11 protein-coding genes and 1 pseudogene are annotated in these 17393 nt (G+C 65.3%); 3 read left to right on the forward strand and 9 right to left on the reverse strand.

The window, feature by feature from the left end; genetic code table 11:
• The 7 genes and pseudogenes from Q1W68_RS02385 to Q1W68_RS02415 all read right to left on the reverse strand — a co-directional run.
• Positions 1-526: pseudogene (locus tag Q1W68_RS02385) on the reverse strand (malate synthase G); the annotation flags it as partial.
• Between the two features lie 26 nt (positions 527-552).
• A complete protein-coding gene (locus Q1W68_RS02390; protein WP_300658513.1) occupies positions 553-1251 on the reverse strand; it encodes a haloacid dehalogenase type II in 699 nt (232 codons plus the stop codon).
• A gap of 51 nt (positions 1252-1302) precedes the next feature.
• The gene (locus Q1W68_RS02395) at positions 1303-1965 is read right to left on the reverse strand and encodes a hypothetical protein (protein WP_300658511.1); all 663 of its coding nucleotides are present in this window, start codon (positions 1963-1965) and stop codon (positions 1303-1305) included.
• Positions 1966-1986: 21 nt separating this feature from the next.
• Positions 1987-2706: a hypothetical protein gene (locus Q1W68_RS02400; protein ID WP_300658509.1), complete on the reverse strand. Its 720-nt coding sequence runs from the start codon at positions 2704-2706 to the stop codon at positions 1987-1989.
• Between the two features lie 301 nt (positions 2707-3007).
• Positions 3008-3787: a hypothetical protein gene (locus tag Q1W68_RS02405; RefSeq protein ID WP_300715515.1), complete on the reverse strand. Its 780-nt coding sequence runs from the start codon at positions 3785-3787 to the stop codon at positions 3008-3010.
• Entirely contained in the window at positions 3784-9873 is a 6090-nt protein-coding gene (locus tag Q1W68_RS02410; protein WP_300715516.1) for a hemagglutinin repeat-containing protein, read from the reverse strand. Before Q1W68_RS02410 ends, Q1W68_RS02405 begins: the two co-directional genes overlap by 4 nt.
• A 36-nt stretch (positions 9874-9909) precedes the next feature.
• Positions 9910-11583, reverse strand: a complete 1674-nt coding sequence (locus Q1W68_RS02415; RefSeq protein WP_300715517.1) for a ShlB/FhaC/HecB family hemolysin secretion/activation protein — start codon at positions 11581-11583, stop codon at positions 9910-9912.
• A gap of 304 nt (positions 11584-11887) precedes the next feature.
• Here Q1W68_RS02415 and Q1W68_RS02420 point away from each other — a divergent pair, with 304 nt between their 5' ends.
• The 3 genes from Q1W68_RS02420 (at position 11888) to Q1W68_RS02430 (ending at position 16001) form a co-directional block, all read left to right on the forward strand.
• A complete protein-coding gene (locus tag Q1W68_RS02420) occupies positions 11888-13078 on the forward strand; it encodes a CaiB/BaiF CoA-transferase family protein (protein WP_300653325.1) in 1191 nt (396 codons plus the stop codon).
• 63 nt (positions 13079-13141) lie between these two features.
• Positions 13142-14062 (forward strand): LysR family transcriptional regulator, encoded by a 921-nt coding sequence (locus tag Q1W68_RS02425; RefSeq protein WP_300653327.1) that lies wholly within the window; start codon positions 13142-13144, stop codon positions 14060-14062.
• A 274-nt stretch (positions 14063-14336) separates the two neighbouring features.
• Positions 14337-16001 carry a PAS domain S-box protein gene (locus tag Q1W68_RS02430; protein ID WP_300653329.1) on the forward strand — a complete coding sequence of 555 codons (1665 nt, stop codon included), beginning with the start codon at positions 14337-14339 and terminating at the stop codon, positions 15999-16001.
• An 8-nt stretch (positions 16002-16009) separates the two neighbouring features.
• On the opposite strand, the gene Q1W68_RS02435 is transcribed toward Q1W68_RS02430, so the two are convergent.
• Both Q1W68_RS02435 and Q1W68_RS02440 read right to left on the reverse strand, forming a co-directional pair.
• On the reverse strand, positions 16010-16822 hold the full coding sequence (locus tag Q1W68_RS02435; RefSeq protein ID WP_300653332.1) for a carbon-nitrogen hydrolase family protein: 813 nt from the start codon (positions 16820-16822) through the stop codon (positions 16010-16012).
• A 68-nt stretch (positions 16823-16890) separates the two neighbouring features.
• Positions 16891-17393, reverse strand: a 503-nt coding sequence (locus Q1W68_RS02440; protein ID WP_300653335.1) for a serine hydrolase, incomplete at its 5' end; no start/stop codon positions are given.

Here is a 17393-nt window from a genome sequence, read left to right on the forward strand (position 1 = left end):
GCGCGTATTCAATGACCTTGGCGCCGCGCTTGGGGTTGTAGCCGCCCTTCTTGCCGACTTTCTCGCAGCCCTTGTCTTCCGAAATCACGTCGGTGCCGTAGAGCGCGTCGTACAGCGAGCCCCAGCGCGCGTTGGCGGCGTTGAGCGCATAGCGTGCATTCAGGATCGGCACCACCAGCTGCGGGCCGGCCTGCACCGCCAGTTCGTCGTCCACGTTTTTCGTGGTCGCTTTCACCTTCTTGGGCTGGGGCACGAGGTAGCCATTGCCTTCGAGGAACGCGCGGTACGCCGCCATGTCGGCGATGGGGCCGGGGTGAGCGGCGTGCCAGGTGTCCAGCTCGGTCTGCAGGCGGTCGCGCTCGGCGAGCAGCACAGCGTTCTTGGGCGCGAGGTCGCTCACGATGGCGTCAAAGCCCGCCCAGAAGGCGGACTCGGTCACGCCGGTGCCGGGCAGCACTTTCTGGTTGATGAAGTCGGCGAGAACGGTGGCGACTTGGAGGCCGTGGATCTGGGTGCGTTGGGTCATGGCTGGGGGTTCAGAAAAAAAAGAAATCAATCAAAAAAGGCGAGCACATCGCTGAGCTGGCTGCCGGTGCGGTGGGGCTGGGTGCCGAGTTCTTCAAACGGGTGATTTTGCCGGTTGACCCAAAGCGTGCGGTAGCCGTACCAGGTGGCGGCCAGTGCGTCCCAGGCGTTGCTGCTCACGAACACGATCTGTCCGCGCGGCAGGCCGGTGGCCTGTTCGCCGAGCGCGTAGGCCTCGGGGTGGGTCTTGTACTTGCGGATGGCATCGACGCTGATCACATGGTCGAGCAGGCCTTCCAGCCCGGCGCTGCGCACCGCAATGCCCAGCATGTCGGGGTCGCCATTGCTCAGGATGCCGGTGGCCACACCGCGCTCGCGCAGCGCCTGCAACACGGCGCGGTTTTCCGGAAAGGCGGAGAGGTGGCGGTACTGGTTCATGAGCCGCGCGGCGCGCTCTTCAAAGGCGGGCCAGTCGCTGCGCGCCTCGGGTGCAATCGTCTTGATGGCATAGGCCAGCGCGCTTTGCGTGAGCGCCCAGAACGGCCGGTAGTGCGCCCCGTGGTCGCTGGTGGTCACCAGCCGCGTGTATTCGATCTGCTTGTCCCGCCACAGCGTGGCCAGCCGCGCGCCCTGCCCGTGAAACAGCTGCTCGGCAAGCAGCCCCACGCTGTACACGTCAAAGAGCGTGCCGTAGGCGTCAAACAGGACTGCGCGGGGTTTTTGCATCCCTGCACTGTATTCCACACTTGCGCGCTGATTTGTCGGGTTTTTTGTGGTCTATTTGTGACTTCTATACAGGTAATTCTGGATGGCCGAGTTATCGAACCAACCCGAGAGCCGCTGCAGCAAGGACCGTGGAGGCAGGAGCGAAGCCAAAGGCCGCAGGTGGGACCCAGAGAAGTCACTCATTTGCGGCCTGCGCCCCGCAGTCTTGGCTGCCTCGAGCATGCAGTAGTGCGCGATGTACCTGGCCAGGGTCAGCCCGAGCACCGGCCGCGACTTGGCAGCCAGGATCCCCAGGGCGCCGGTGGCCGCGTGTAGCAACTCCTCAGGCGCGAGCGAGGCGCGCTTGGCGTAGCTCAGGTACACCGGGTCCAGCCCTTCCTGGGTCTGGGCCAGAGACAAGCGGTAGATGGGTTGCGCGCCGGTGGTGTCGGCGTTGTCAATGTCCGGTGGTGCGGCCTCGCCCTGCGTTGCCATGGCAGCCACCATGTTCATCAGTCCGGGCAGCCGCTGGTTCACAGGTTCGCTCAGCACCACCGTGCCCGGTTTCACGGCCAGCGTCGGGTCAATTTCAATGCGGTACAACTGGGTGCCCGCCATCCAGCCCGCACAGGCCAGACATGTTGGGGCAGCGATTCCCTTTTCGTCCATCACATGGTTCCTCACGGCGGTTTCAAGAAACTCCGCGGCCTGCTGGATCTTTGGATTGGTTTGCATGGGTGTTCCTGTTTTGATTGATCAATCGCGAAGCAACTCGTCCAGGGCTGCCACCACTTTGGTCTCGCAGGCCGCGAGCAGAGCGTCCATTTCCTGTTTCACCGTAAGGTAGTTGCCCTCTGCCCAGCGGGATTGCGGCCAGGCTTGTGCAGACTGGTCGGCGCACGAGACGGTTCGTGGAGCCATCAAGGACTTGATCGAGGCGCCGTCTCCCCTTTTTCGGTAGACCACGAGGTCGGTCTTGAGGCGGTATGTGGCCTCGTCGGTGCCCGCCAGGTTCTCGTAAACCAGCCGCGCATATCCGCCGCCGACCACCAGCGGATACGTGTAGGTCTGAGCCTTCCAGTGGTCGTTGTCCCGAATGGCCGTGTCCACGCGTGCCTGAAGCTGGGTCACGAAATCGGTGGGGATGGGGTTGCGCAGATGGGCTCGATCGGTGGGCCCGTCCACGGCTCGACCCTTCAAGCCGTCTTTGCTGAAGCCTTGGAAGGACAGCGCCCCCACGCTCAGCAGAAGCAGGTTGAGGCCAACCTGAGTTGCGACATTTTTGGTCGTTGCCTCGCGCGTGACCAGGCGGACTTCGGTGGGCTGTTCCTTGAGGTAACTGCCATCGGGGTAGTGCTGCGAATACACCACCTTGAGTGCGCCGGGCGGTGTGTTGGCGGGCGGGGTGGCGCAGCCTGCGAGCACCGAGAGCGCGGTGAGTGCGAGGATAGATTTTCTGAGACGGGGTGCTTTCATGGGAAGAACAGAACAGTGGTGGCATGGCCACGGTGGGTATCTGCCGCGGAGGCGAAATCCCTGCGGGGGATCGTTTAGGCGGCGCTGGGTTTGAAACTTGAAGGCATTCGATATGGTGCGGATCTCCTTCCGAAAATTGCTTTGGCGCAGCGGCTACGCTGGCGCTGCAGCTGGAGGCCTTTGGCGGGCTGGCGTTGTTGCTGGTGTCCTGCCATGACCCCGTGTTGATGTGGACCGGGTTGGGGCTCGCGCCGCATCAGAGGCAGCGCTCGATGCACCACTTAGCCGCTACGCCACGACGTCAAGGTGCCAATCGTTCGACCTTGAGCGAGCTCACCAGATGCTTGAAAACAGCTTCGATGTCGGCATGGGCTTTCGGATGGTCCAGAGACTCTTTGCTGGCACCCATCTCGATAGACAAGACGTAGCCGGAATCGCCGAGGGTTGTAAGCCAGGCTTGGTAGGGACCGCCAAGACCATTGGGGCGCCTGATGCGAAGCAGATTCGATGGCACTTGCTGCACTCGCCAGCTCAAGCCGTTGAGCGACTCGCTGCGCCATTTGCCTTCGGGGAAGCGTTCGCTGAACACACCTTCGAATTCCGCGAAGCTGCGTTTTTGGATTCGCAGTCGGAGGTAATGACTGCTGGTCCACCAGGATTCAAAGCACAGTGGTTTGAACCCGACCTCAAGTTCCTCGCCCTCTTTGCCCTTTTCTCGTGAGACCCATTTGACGCTGCGCACCCAGGGGTCAAAGTCAAAAAGGCCATCCGGATATCTCAACCAGGTCTTGCTATCTTTCTCGACAATGTCATGACCAATATAAAAAAAGGTCAGCTCGGTCGGAGTGGAGCCGGGCCTCATACTCGCACGGTACTGGCAACCAGATGTGTTGACCCAGTCATGGGTGATGCGATAGCGGTCGAGCAGCTTGAACTGATACACCCTGTAAAAGAGTTCAGCGATGACCGGATCCATTGCGCCGGGCTTAGCGTAGCGGTCATCGTTCTTTCGTATCGCTTCCTTTAGGCCGCACCCCGACAGCATTACCGATGCAGCGAGCGTCAATGAAATGACTTTCATGGGACATTCCTCCGTTCGTTTTGAGAGTTTTTCTTGTCGACCCGCACACCTCCTTCGTAGCGAATCAATTTGGCGTTTCCCTCAGGCGTACCCTGCGGACCACCCGGCATCGGAATCTCCACCTGCGTACACCCTGCTGCGCCTGTACCGTAGCAACTGTGCATGCTGTTGGTGGTCTTGAAGACTTGCCAGAGATCGTTGACGGTCCACACGCCGGGATTGCCCCCGGAGAAATTTGACGTGGCCACGGGGTCATTGCTGAAGTAATTGAAGGTGATCTGGCTCTTGTCGCCGCGGGGCCCAAGGATCGTTGCTGCCTTGTCTGAATACACCTCAGCGTCCGCCGCACCTCCCACGCCGCGTACCACCAGGTTGGGATTGGTGTACGAGTTGCCCGCCTCATCCTTTTGATTGGCAAGGATGGTGGATGCGGCTTCTTGCACCAGCGTGCCACGGCTGTGGCCCAGAGAGGTTGTTGCTTCCTGGCCCCGGCTCCTCAACAGATCCGCGTACAAGGTTTGTGCGCTGGTGTAGCCAAGGAAGTTGGCCAGGCCGTAATCCGCGCTGGCCGTGATCTTCTCGTAGGCGACCCCCAGCAGTTCTGAAACTGTGTTGTTGGCTGGCGCGATGTGCATCAGGTAGATGGTGTTGACCTTTTCCCGCTTCTTGGTCTCCAGATTCAATACCGGCTCGGTATTCTGAAACGCCAGTTCGCCAGCCCGTCTCTCGTCATTGAGGATGCCGTTGACCGCAAGGATCGAACCCGGCTCAGCCTTCGCAATCTCCTCGCGCGTCATCTCCGACCGAACCAACAGCTTCGGATTCGTGACGCAGTCCTGCCCTGCCGGGCATTCCACCTTGATCAGTTTGGGCACCTGCTGCATGCGCGAGCGGTAGGCCTCATCTGTCAAGGCGGTCACGGCCTTGATGGTTTCCTGCTTGATGGCTCTCTCGGCTTCCACGCGCTGCTGCATGCCCTGCGCATCCAGCTTCTGCGCGGCTGTGTGAGCGCCTTGAGCGTTCCGGTTCAGGCTGGCAGCGGCTTCTTCAGCCGTTTGCCCCGTCAGGGCTTTCTGCGCGGTTTCGTTGGTCACCGTGACCCGAGCGCCACTCACCGTGGCCAGCGTTTGCCCGCTGGAGCTGCCTGACTCGCCGGCGTTGTTGAGCGCGTTGCCGATCACGGCCTTGGCCACGCCGTACTTGCCTTGGCTGGCCATGTCGCTGGAGAGGTTGACGCCGCTGCTTTCTGCACTGGATTGCGAGCTGTTTTGCAGATCGCGGCGGCTCAACGTGCCGGTGCTCAGGCTGTTTCTGCCGCCTTCAACGGCCGTCTGATAGCTGGTGAGGGCTCCACCGATCAACGCGGTGTTCTTCTCCACAGTCACCACAAAGCCACCGTCTCCAGCCTTCAAGCCCGACTGCTCGGCAACGCTCTTGAAATCGCTGTTCGCGCGGCTCTTGCTGGCGCTCAAGGAGCCACCGGCGCCCGCGCCGATGGTCACGCTGGCGCTGGCGTTTTTTTGCTGGCTTGCGTAGGTGCTGGTGTCCTGCAGGCTTTCGATCAGCAAGTTGCCGCCCACATTGGCCTGGATCGTCTCGGCTCGAACCATACCGCCTTGAAGCGTGGTGTCGCCACCGCTTCGAACCACCACCGTGTTCCCCGCGTTGATGTGCGTGTTGGTGTGGGTGAGGTCGTCACCGGCTTCCTTGCCGCGTCCCGCACTGGCGCTGGCAGTGACGCCCACGCCGCTGGTACCGTAGCTCATGCCGAAGCTGCCCGAGCTGGACTTGGTGTTGCCCGACAGCGCGGCGGTATTCCGCGCAGCGAGCAGATCGATATCGCCGTCTGCTGTCAGGCTGGCATTGCCTCCTGCGCGCACCTCGCTGCCGCGAACGACGATGTCGCTGTCTTTGCCTGCACCGCGGGCGGTGATGCTCACAGTGCCGTTGCCCACCACCGTGCTACCGCGCGCGGTATCGCTGGTCTGGAAGGTGTTGCTCTGGCTCTTGTTGGAGCCGATGCTGATAGACACGTTGATGCCACCTGCTTTGTCGGCCGCGGTGGCGTCACGCGTGGTTTTGCTGCCGTCCAGGTTGGTGGACACCACCTGGTTGGCTTTGCCATCAATGGTGGTGCCCTGACCTGCCTGGATGGCGTCCAGAGCGTTCTGGGCGGCCAATGCGCTGTTGGCTGCCGCGAGCGCTTTCATGCGGGTGTCTTGGGTTTCGCCAGCAATCTCAAACTGCGAGACGATGGTCTGCATGGCGCTGAGCACCGGACTGCCGATGGCGACCGTCACGCCGCTTTGCTTGAACTTCTGTTCGGTGGCTGTGCTGCTGGTTTCACGCGCCTCGGTGATCTGCACGCTCTGTGCGGCGATGGAAACATCGCCCCCCGGCGCCAGCACATCGGAGCCGACCTGCGAGTACCGTCGCCCGGCCGTGATGTTCGCATCGCCGCCGATGGCCCCCACCGTGGACGCTGCAGCGCCTGTGCCCTGCGTTTGCTGCTCACTGCTTTGCATGCGCTTGCCGATGGTCACGCCCATACCGCCGTCGGAGAAAACGCCGCTGTCCTTCGTTTCTTCAAAGCGGCTGTGGCCCGAGCGGGTCTGCGCAGCGGTGATGTTCACATCGCGCGCGGCGCTGATGGTGATGCCGTCATCCGCCACAGCGCTGGAGCCTTGGAGGTGGATGTCCTGCCCGCTCTGGATCATCACGCTCGCTCCGCCCAGCGCCGTGCCCACGGCATCGGTTCGGCTGTTGTGCGTGCGGGTCTCGGTGCTGGAGGAGCTGAGCAGGCCGCTGCTCTTGGCGAACATGCCGTGGTCGATCTGATAGCTCGCCTCGCCAGCGCTCAGGTTCACATCGCGCCCGGCTTGCACCGCCAGTGCACCTTCAGCCTGCACGCTGGCCGCGCGCGCGGTGATGTCTTGCCCGGCCTGCAGCGCAACGGATGCACCCTGGATCTGCGTGCCGACGTCTGCGCTTTGCTGCACCCGCGCGAAGTTGCGCGCATCGCGCGTGGCGTCCAGGCGGCTGGCCTTGTTGACGCTGGTCAGGTTCAGATCGCGCCCGGCCTGCACCTGCACATGGTCAGCCTGCAGCACCGCTGCCGTCAGGTTCACGTCGCGCCCGGCGCTGGCCAGCAGCACGCCGGCCTCGTTGGACACATACAGACCGGCCACGCGGCTCACTTGCTCGCTGATGTAGCGGCCCACGCTGGCCGCACCTGAACCCTGCGCGGTGGTGGTCTTCACGTTCAGGTCGCGTCCGGCCTGAACGGCCAGGGCATCCGTGGCGCTGAGGGTACCGCCGATGTTGTTCACGTCCTCGCGGGCGCTGACCAAGGCGCTTTGGCCGGTGATGAGGCCGGTGTTCACCACGTTCCCGGCGTTGATGTGCACCAGCTCGCGCCCGGCGATGGTTCCTGAGTTCAACACGTTGCCGCTGAGGTTCAGTTGCACATCGCGGCCCGCGATGAGCGCACCGTCGGCAGCCAGATGGCCCGCGCGCGGCAGCAGGTACACGCGCGGCACGAGTGCCTGCGTCGTGCTGCCGTCGGGCAGGGTGATGGTCTGGGCTTCCAGCCAGACGATGTCGCTGGTGAGCGCGGCCACCTGCTCGGCCGACAGCGCGATGCCGGGGCGCAGTTGGTGGGCCTGGGCAAAAGTGGCGCCGGCGTTCATGAGGGCGAGGTATTGCGCTTCGTCGTTCGTGAAATCGCCCAGAAAGCGCTGGCCGGTGAGTTGGCCCACCTGCTCGCGCACGATGCGCTGCTCGATGAAGCCATCGCCCACCTGCTTTTGAACGGTGACCGGGTCCACCGCCAGTGCGCGCAACAGGTGGTCCGAACTGAGCCATAGGCGCTCGTCGGTGAAGCGCGGGTCGGTCTCGAAGACCGGGCCAGTGTCCGGGTCGGGGTTCAGGGTCGAGAGGGCGGTGATGGCCTGGGTCAGTGCGGTGCTGGGCGCCACGGTGGTGCTGCTGTCAAAGCGCAACGCCGGCAGGTGCACCGTGTCGGCGATGGTCTCGCTGTAGGGTGTGTGGATCCAGCCGTACTCGGGGTCGCATCCAAACAGATCGCAATCGCGCCCCGTCACCCCCCAGCTGCTGAACGTGCCGCTGCGGCTGGTGGGGGCGCTCACCTGCGTGGCCTGGTTGGTCACGCTGACACCGGTGATGCCGAGTGCGCCACCGGCCACGATTTCGCTGTCCTGGTTGAGCAGGCTTTGGCCAACGAGCAGCTGCATGGCGCCGCCACTGACCAGACGCGCGGGCTGGCTGTGCGTCATCACCGCGCGCTGCGTGGTCTGCGCGTAGTTGCTGTACGCATCAAAACGCAGAAACTCGCCTTCCACATGTGTCTTGAACTGGGCCACGCGCGTGCTGAGCTCCACCCAAGGTGCGGCCTGGGTCTGCCACGCGGTCACGGCCTGCGGATCGGGCGTTTGGGTCCAACCGGTCTCTGGGTCCGTGATGGTGCGGGGCATCTGTCCTGGCGCATCCCAGGTGGGTGCGGTCATGCCGAAGTGCGCCCAGACGGGCGAGCTGCGGCTGTAGGCAAAGGCGTCCCCCACCCAAACGCTGGAGCTGTACTCCCCGTCACTCACGGCCTGTGCGTGACCCTCCACGAAAGGCAGGGCACCAAGGTAATAGGTCTTGAAGGCCGGATCGGCGTAAGCGCTGGTTTTGGGCAGCAGCCACTCGCGCTGGAAGAGGTCGTACTCGTTGGTGAAAAAGAGGTAGGGCTTGGTCGTGCTCCACGCCACATCGGCGCTGTCCAGTGCGCCTGCGGGTGTGTGGTACACGGTGTGATGCGTGGTGGCGTCGCTCACCACCGTGTGGGTGATGTGGTCGTTGGCATTCACCAGCACCGGCGTGGTGACGCTCAAGCTGCCCAGCGCCTCGATGCTGGCCGAGCGGTTCTCGATGCGCTCGCTGGCATTCAGCGTCATCTCGCCCGCGCTCAGCAGCAGGGCGCCTTCGGTGTTGTGGACCTCACCTGCAACGATGGACAGCGAATGGCGTGCAGCGATGACGGCGCCGTCTTTGTTGCGCACGCCCTGCGCGTTGATGCTCACCGCATCGCCGTACAGGCGTGCGCCGGCAGACTGGCCCAGCCAGCCGTTCACATCCAGCGTGAGCGGGCCCTGGGCGTCGATCAGTCCGGCCTGGTTCACGCCCAGCCCGGCTTCCGTGCCCACCAGGCGGATCTTGCCCGCGTACATGCCGCCCAGCGCCGCCACGTCCAGCGCGAAGGCCGGGGCCGCACCCGAGGCGGCTCGTGCGGTGACGCGGCTGGTATCCACCGACACATCGTTGGCACCGGTCACCACCGCGAGGTCCCTGGCCCAGAGACCGGCGTTGACCGCCACTGCGCGGGCCAGGATGGCGGCATGGTCGGTTGTGGAGACATCCAGCCCCAGACCCTCGACGCGCACGAGCCCACCCTGCACCCGAAAGCCCTCCAGCGCACCGGCGTTCACCACCGGGGTGCCGGTGGTGAGCGTGGCGCGGCTGGCGTTGATGAAGCCGCCGCCGTTGACGCTGATGCCCGCCGGATTCGCGATGATCACCTCGGCGCGCTGACCACCCACCTCCACGAAGCCGTTCAACTGGCTGGGTTGACTCGAGTTCACCTCGTTCAGGATGACGCGTGCGCCACCGGCGGCCAGCCAGGGGTTGCCCTGGACCCAGCCGCCGAGCTGGGTGGGGGCATCGGAGCGGCTGTTGTTGAGGATGACGCCCTGCGAGCCCACGTCGAACTGGCGGTAGGTGTTGCGCGAGACGCCTGCGGCACTCGGTGTGGTGATGTTGACCAGCGGCACGCCATTGGCTGCGTTGAGCACGGTGGGGCGCTGCGAACCGGGGGCCGCCGGGTCGGCGGCGATCTGGGCTTGGGCGGGCCACAACAGCGCGCAGCCAGCGGCCAGCAGCAGGCTGCGCATGCGATGAGAGCCGGTGGCGCCGGCCGGGCCATCCCCCGTGGCGGACGAGCCGTTGTGCGAAGAAGCTGCCTCGCTCACAGCCATCGGCTGGCCGCGCGCAGCGCTGAAAACAAGGCGGTGGTGGTGGCGGTTCATCGGGAACTCCCTGGACGTTGTTGTGGGTGGGTGGAATCAGAAACTGCTGGCGAGCCAGAAGCCCAAGGTGGCGTTGGCGGTGCGGAATCCAGCGAGCTTGTGCAGCGGCCAGCCGGCGAACAATTCGCCCTGCAGTCCGCCCGCGGTGCCGCGCAGGCCGACGACAGCGCCGGTCAGTCGCGTGCCGACGAGCCGCTGCGCGCTCGGCCCGCGCACCTGGCCGTGATCCAGCGCCACGAACGCCGACGCGCCGCTGTCGCCCAGCGGGGTGGCGAGTTCGTTGCGCCAGAACCAGCCGCTGTCCGCGCTCAAGCTGGACTCGCCATCAAATCCGCGCACGGTGTGTCGGCCGCCGATGGCAAAGCGCTCTTGCGGCGCCAGCGGTGTGCGGTGGACCTGGGCCCGCCAGTGGCTGTTGGCTTGCCAAGGCTGCGCGCCGAGCTTGAAAGGCCATTGCCACTGAGCACTGGCCTGCACGATGGCAAAGCGCGAGGTGCCTTCGCCAAAGGTTTCCTCGGGTGCACGCAGCGAGCCGAAGGCGCCGGTGCCGCGCCGGTAACTCAAGTTCAGATCGAGCGCACCCGGGCCGACGTAGGCGCGGTGGCCCACACCCAGTTGCCAGCCACCCACGCGGCGGCGCTGCACCTCCACTTCGGTGTCGTCGATGAAGTTGCGCGACTGCCGCGCAAACGCCTTGGCGTGCAGCGTGGTTTTGCCGGTGGCATTGCGGTGCAGCAGGTACGAGAGCGTGGCTTCTTGCGAGCCGGTGCGGCCGCGGTAGGCGTAGTCCTGCGCGGCGCCTGTCACGGTTTGCAGGTAGCGGTGCTGGCTGACGTCGATGGACAACAGCGCGCGTCCCCAAGGTAGCGAGTAGTGCCACGAGCCGCCGCTGGTGCTCCGAGCGCCGGGGTCGCCGCCGCCCAGGCCGCCTTGCAGACCCAGGTAAAACAGATCGTTGAGGTTGAGCGGGTTGTCCAGGCTCAGCGTGGCGCTGCTCTGGTAGCGCCCCGTGCTGCGCGAGCCGCCGTCGTCCACGCCGAGCTGCAGCCGCACCGGGCGGCCCGGCGTCCAGTTGATCACCAGATCGCTCAGGCCGGGTTCGTTGGCCGGCACGATCTCGATGTCGACTTCCACGCCGGGCACGCGTTTGAAGTTCTCCAGCGCCTGCTCGATGTCGCGCAGGTTGAGCAGGTCGCCTGGCTGGGCGGGCAGGGCCAGGCGGACGGATGGTTGCCCCGGTGCGGGTTTCGCAAAACGCAGCTGACGGATGCGCCCGGGCACCACGGTGAGCAGCAGACGGCCTTGCTTGAGGTCTTGCGGCTCCACCATCACCCGGGTGGTGACGAAGCCACGCGAGACCACCGCGTGCTGGGCGCGCTGGGTCAGCACGCCAATGCCCGCTGCACCCAGGCAGCGGCGCAGCGGTGCGTCCAGCCCGTCGGGGGTCGTGAGTGCGTCCAGTACCCAGCCGAACCGGCTGGCTGTGTCACCGCGCAGCTCGATCTGCTCGATCACAAAGCAGGGTGCTTCGTTCGGTGGCAGCCGCGGTGCGGGCTGGGTCACGGGTGCGTCTTGTCGGGTTTCGCGTTCGGGGAGGGCCTGCTCGCGCAGCCGCGTGTCACGTTCCTCGGCGCGGCGCTGTTCGGCGGCACTCTGCGCCGTGTCGCGAGCGGTCTGGCCTGCGGCGGGCCAGGTCAACAAGGTGCCCATGAGCACCGTCACCATGGCCAAGCCGGGGCATGGCCCAACAACCTGTCGGGGTTTCATTTTTCCTCGCCTGAATACTTTTGGGTGATCTGTTCGAAACACCGCGCATTCTGGCGAGCATTCTTAAAAATGAATACCTAAGTGTCGTATCAATGTGGAATGGATGTCTGTAAATACCCCCAAGGTGTGAAAAAGTTGCCGGGTGGCGCTCGTGCATGGAGCGGGCGAGCAGGCTGACAAAATGCAGGTGGCGGTTTCACACCCTTCAGATCGGCCCATCCACGGGCCGCTTCGCCCACGCAACACCATGACCCACCTCCCCTTTGAAGGCCTGCGCGTCGTTGAATTCACCCACATGGTCATGGGCCCCACCTGCGGCATGGTGCTCGCCGATCTGGGGGCCGAGGTCATCAAGGTGGAGCCACCCTCGGGCGACAACACACGCCGCCTGCTCGGTGCCGGCGCGGGCTTCTACCCGCTGTTCAACCGCAACAAGAAGAGCCTCGTGCTCGATCTGCAATCGCCCGAAGGCAAGGAAGCCGTGCTCAAGCTGATCGCCACCGCCGACGTGGTGAGCGAGAACTTCAAGCCCGAGACCATGAAGAAGCTGGGCCTGGACTACCCCAGCCTCCAGACACTGAACCCGCGGCTCATCCACGTGAGCCACAAAGGTTTTCTGCCCGGGCCTTACGACCACCGCACCGCGCTGGACGAAGTGGTGCAGATGATGGGTGGCCTGGCCTACATGACCGGGCGCCCGGGCGACCCGCTGCGAGCGGGCTCGTCGGTCAACGACATCATGGGCGGGTTGTTCGGTGCCATCGGCGTCATGGCCGCGCTGCGTGCGCGAGAACAAACCGGCGTGGGCAGCGAGGTGCAGAGCGCGCTGTTCGAGAACAACATCTTTCTGGTGGCGCAACACATGATGCAGTTCGCGGTGACCGGCCAACCCGCCGCGCCCATGCCCGAGCGCATTTCGCCCTGGGGCATTTACGACGTGTTCCGCGTGAAGGATGGCGAGCAGATCTTTCTGGCCGTGGTGAGCGACACGCAGTGGGCCATCTTCTGCGACGCCATGGCCCTGACCGACCTTCAGGCCGACGAGCGCTTGCGCACCAACAATGGCCGTGTGCGTGCTCGCGGGTGGCTCATCCCGCAGTTGCGGGAACGCCTCGCTGAGCATCGCGCGGCCGGGCTGGCGGCGGTGTTCGAGCGCCACGGCCTGCCGTTTGCGCCCATCACCCAGCCCCACGAGTTGCTGGACGACCCGCACCTGCTGGCCACCGGCGGACTGGCACCCATCACCCTCACCGACGGTGAGCGGGCCGGCCAGACCGCGCAGACCGTGCTGCTGCCGCTGGCGCTCGACGGCGAGCGCCTGGGCGTGCGCCTCGGCCCGCCGCGGCTGGGCGAGCACAGCGCCGAGCTGCTGGCCGAACTCGGCTACTCGACCGAAGAGGCCGCCCGCCTGAGCCAGACGGTGGCGAAAGCCGCCTGAGAAGTCATTAATTCAAGCGGTTTTTCCATTGATTCATAACGAGGCGTGGGGTAATCTGCCCCGGTGGACAAACTCAAACAACTCGAAACTTTCACGGCGGTCGCCACGCGCGGCAGCCTGACCGCCGCCGCCAAAGCCGAGGGCGTGGCCCCGGCCATCATCGGCCGCCGGCTCGATGCGCTGGAGGCCCGCCTCGGCGTGAAGCTGATGGTGCGCACCACTCGGCGCATCACCCTCACCCACGAAGGCAGTGCCTTCCTCGAAGACTGCCACCGCCTGCTCACCGATCTGGCCAACGCCGAAGCCAGCGTGAGCGCCGGTGGTGTGAAAGCCAGCGGGCACCTGCGCATCACCGCGCCGGCCGGCTTTGGCCGCCGCCATGTGGCGCCGCTGGTGCCCCACTTTCGCGAGCTGCACCCCGAGGTGACGATCTCGCTCAACCTGAGTGACCGCGTGGTCGACGTGGCGGGCGAGGGCTACGACTGCGCGGTGCGCGTGGGCGACCTGCCCGACTCTTCATTGGTGAGTGTGCGCCTGGCCGAAAACCGCCGCCTGTGCGTGGCCACCCCGCGCTACTTGCAGCACCACGGTCGCCCGCAGACCCCGGCCGATCTGGTGCGCTTCGACTGCCTCACGCTGTCCAGCGACGCCTCCCAAACCCGCGGCTGGGCCTTTGCCGTGCCGGGCGACACCGGCGAGACCACCATCACCCACCTGCGGCCCGGCGGCCCGCTGGACTGCACCGACGGCCAGGTGTTGCACGAGTGGTGCCTGGGCGGTTACGGCATCGCCTGGCGCAGCACCTGGGAGGTGGAAGCCGACATCGCGCAGGGTCGGCTGGTGAGCGTGCTCGACGACTTCGCTGCGCCGCCCAACGGCATCTTTGCACTGTTCCCGCAACGCAAACACCTGGCGCTGCGTGTGCGCCTGTGGATCGACTTTCTCAAGCACGAATACGCGCGGCCGGACTTCTGGAAGAGCTGAGGCTGCGAGAGCCCCGTCACGCGGCCTTCGGGCGCTTCACCTGGCCCGATCCCGGCACCTTGCGCTGGCGCTTGCTCAGCACGGGGCGATTTGAACCGTGGATCGCCGATCTTTCAGACAGAGCTCTCCAGTTCACAAACGTTTGTGCCGATAGCGCATTAAGAGCAAAGGCCTGACTCCGGGACTGGTATGGATCGATTCCTTCGGTTTCCAATCGATCCCTGAGGTCCAGGCTGCAGGCACTTGGCGGTCATCAACACCTCAGGAGTACTTCATGTCCTGGACCCTGCCCACCCGCAGCAACCGGATGCTCAACGCCCTTCTGGGTGCCCAGCCGTCGATCCAGTTCACGCCCGACGGCGTGATTCTGGATGCCAATGCGACGTTCCTCGACTTCATGGGCTACCGCCTCGACGAAATCCGTGGACAACACCACCGGATCTTTGTCGAGCCGGCCGAGCGTGAAAGCGAGGACTACCGTCGTTTCTGGCAGGCTTTGGCCGACGGCCAGTCGCAGAACGCCGAGTTCAAGCGCATCACCAAAGACGGTCGTGTGGTGTGGATGCAGGCCATCTACGCGCCGGTCCGCTCAGCGACCGGTCGCGTCGAGCGCGTGGTCAAGCTGGCGCAGGACACCACGCAGCGCAAGCAGCGCGATGCCGACCGGGAGAGCCAGCTTCAGGCCATCAACCGGTCGCAGGCGGTCATCGAGTTCGACCTGGACGGGACCATCCTCGAAGCGAACTCCCTGTTCCTCGACGCTCTGGGCTACGGCGAGCACGAGGTCGTCGGAAAGCACCACAGCATCTTCATGCACCCGGAAGACCTCAAAGGACCCGAGTACGCAAAGTTCTGGGCCGTGCTGGGAGCGGGACAGCACCATTCGGGCGAATTCCGCCGGCGCCGCAAGAACGGTGATGCGGTGTGGATTCAGGCCAGCTACACCCCAATTCGCGACATTGCCGGTCGCCCCTACAAGGTGGTGAAGTACGCCACCGACATTTCGGCCATGGTGGCTCAGCGCCAGGCCATGGAGTTGCTGTCGCTGGTGGCGGACGAGACCGACAACGCGGTTCTCATCTGTGATGCGCAGGGGCTGACGGAGTACGTCAACCCCGGCTTCAGCCGCCTGACCGGCTACATGCCTCAGGAGATCATGCGCAAGAAGCCGGGCAGCGTCTTGCAGGGCCGCGGCACCGACCCTGCCACCGTCGCCCGCATTCGCGACATGCTCGCCGCGGGAAAACCTTTCTACGAGGAAATCCTCAACTACAACAAGGATGGAACCCCGCACTGGGTGTCGCTGGCCGTCAATCCGATCCGCGACGCCCAGGGAAAAGTGCAACGCTACGTCTCCGTCAACGCCAACATCACAGCCACGAAGATGCGGGCACAGGAAGATGCAACGCGGCTCTCGGCCATCCGGGCGTCATCGGTCACGGCCGACTGGGACGAACGTGGCCGCCTGCTCGACGCCAGTCCCATGCTCATGTCGCTGCTGGGCGCCACAGACCTCGACGAGGTGCGCCAGCAGCTGGAGAGCCTTGCTTCCAAAGTGCTTGCCGGTGAATCGCGCAAGCGCCTGCTGCAAGAGGGCACGTTGATGCAAGAAACCGCGCTGAGCTCCAGCCAGGGTCGCCGCCTGTGGTTGAACGCCCGCTTCAACCCGACGCTCGACATGGATGGCAGCCTACGCAAGCTCGTGCTCTACGCCACCGACGTCACCGCAAGCAAGGAAACGCTGGAACAGATCCAGACCGCTGTCGACCGGATCAACGGGCTGGCCATGCAGACGAACCTGCTCTCGCTCAATGCCGCCATCGAGGCGGCGCGGGCGGGTGAGCATGGCCGGGGCTTTTCGGTGGTTGCCGCTGAGGTCCGCAGCCTGTCCCGGCGCTCCGCCGAGTCGGCCAAAGAGATTTCCGACATGCTCCGCTGACCGGGCAGTCAGTCGCTCCCTGGCGCGTACAAATCGGTTCGGCGGTCCAGCCACTGGGCCGAGCGACGGGCGTGCTCCAAGGCCGCCGGGTTGATCGTGACCAGCAGCAATTCCGCTTCACGCCCTGCCGGTGCCTCGACCTCACCCATCGGCGTGCACACCATGCTCAGCCCACCGTAGGTGGTGTCGCCTTCGCGCCCGCAGGCATTGGCGTAGGCCACGAACACGCGGTTCTCCAGCGCACGCGCCGGGAGCAGCACACGCTGCACCTCGTCGAAATCGACCATGTTGGCCGTGGGCACCAGGATCGCGTCGGCGTCCTGCAGGGCCAGGCCGCGCGCGGGTTCGGGGAACTCGATGTCGTAGCAGACCAGCAGGCCCAGGCGCCAGCCGTTCCACTCGAACACCGCAGGCGCTTGTGGGCCGGGGCTGAATTGCCCGCGGTCGATGTCGCCGAACAGGTGGGTCTTGCGGTAGTTGGCGAGGTGCTCGCCATCGGCGCCGATGAACTGCACGGCGTTGTACGGTTTGCCCTGCGCGTTGTGCTCGGGGTAGCCGTAGACGATGGCGATGCGGTGGCGCTGTGCGATGGTGGCCACCGCTTGCGCCAGCGCGCCGTCGGCGGGTTCGGCCAGCGCGGCCACGGAAGCCGCGCCGATCTGGTAGCCGGTGAGCGACATCTCGGGACACACCAGCAGTTCGGCACCTTGCGCGCGGGCCTGCGCAGCGGTGGTGTCGAGCCGTGACAGCGCCTCGGCGGTGTTCCCCGCGTACGGGCACTGCCAGAGCGCGAGGGTGAGGGCGGGGGTGTTGGCGTTCATGCGTGTGGGTGAGGGCTCCGACAGGCTCAGCCCGAACGGGAGTGGGCTCAGGTTGAACGGAAGTTGGCTCAGGCCACCAGACTGGCCGCGAGCCGGGCCACACCCGCCAGCGTGGCTTCTTTCACCGCGCTGGTGGCCGTGCTCTCCGCGAGGTAGGCGGTGATGATGAGTGGAGTGCGGCCGTTGGCGGGCCAGGCCATGCCGATGTCGTTGGCGTCGGTCTGGTTGGTGCCGGTTTTCTCACCCACCCGCCAGCCGGTGGGCAGGCCGGCGCGCAGGCGTTTGTCGCCGGTGGTGTTGGCCACCAGCCAGCGCTGCAGCTGCTGGCGCGAGGCGGGTGAGAGGGCGGCGCCGAGCAGCAGTTTCTGCAGGGTGAGCGCCATGGCGCGCGGTGTGGTGGTGTCGAGCTGGGCGGCGGCGGTGCCGGTGTTGAGCTCGGTCTCGCGGCGGTCCAGGCGCGTGGTGTCGTCGCCCAGCTCGCGCGCAAAACGCGTGAGCGCGGCCGGGCCGCCATAACTGTCGAGGATGAAGTTGGCCGCGCTGTTGTCGCTGGTGGTGAGGGTGGCTTCGC

It is taken from the genome of Hydrogenophaga sp., assembly GCF_030158645.1.
Lineage (GTDB): Bacteria > Pseudomonadota > Gammaproteobacteria > Burkholderiales > Burkholderiaceae_C > Hydrogenophaga.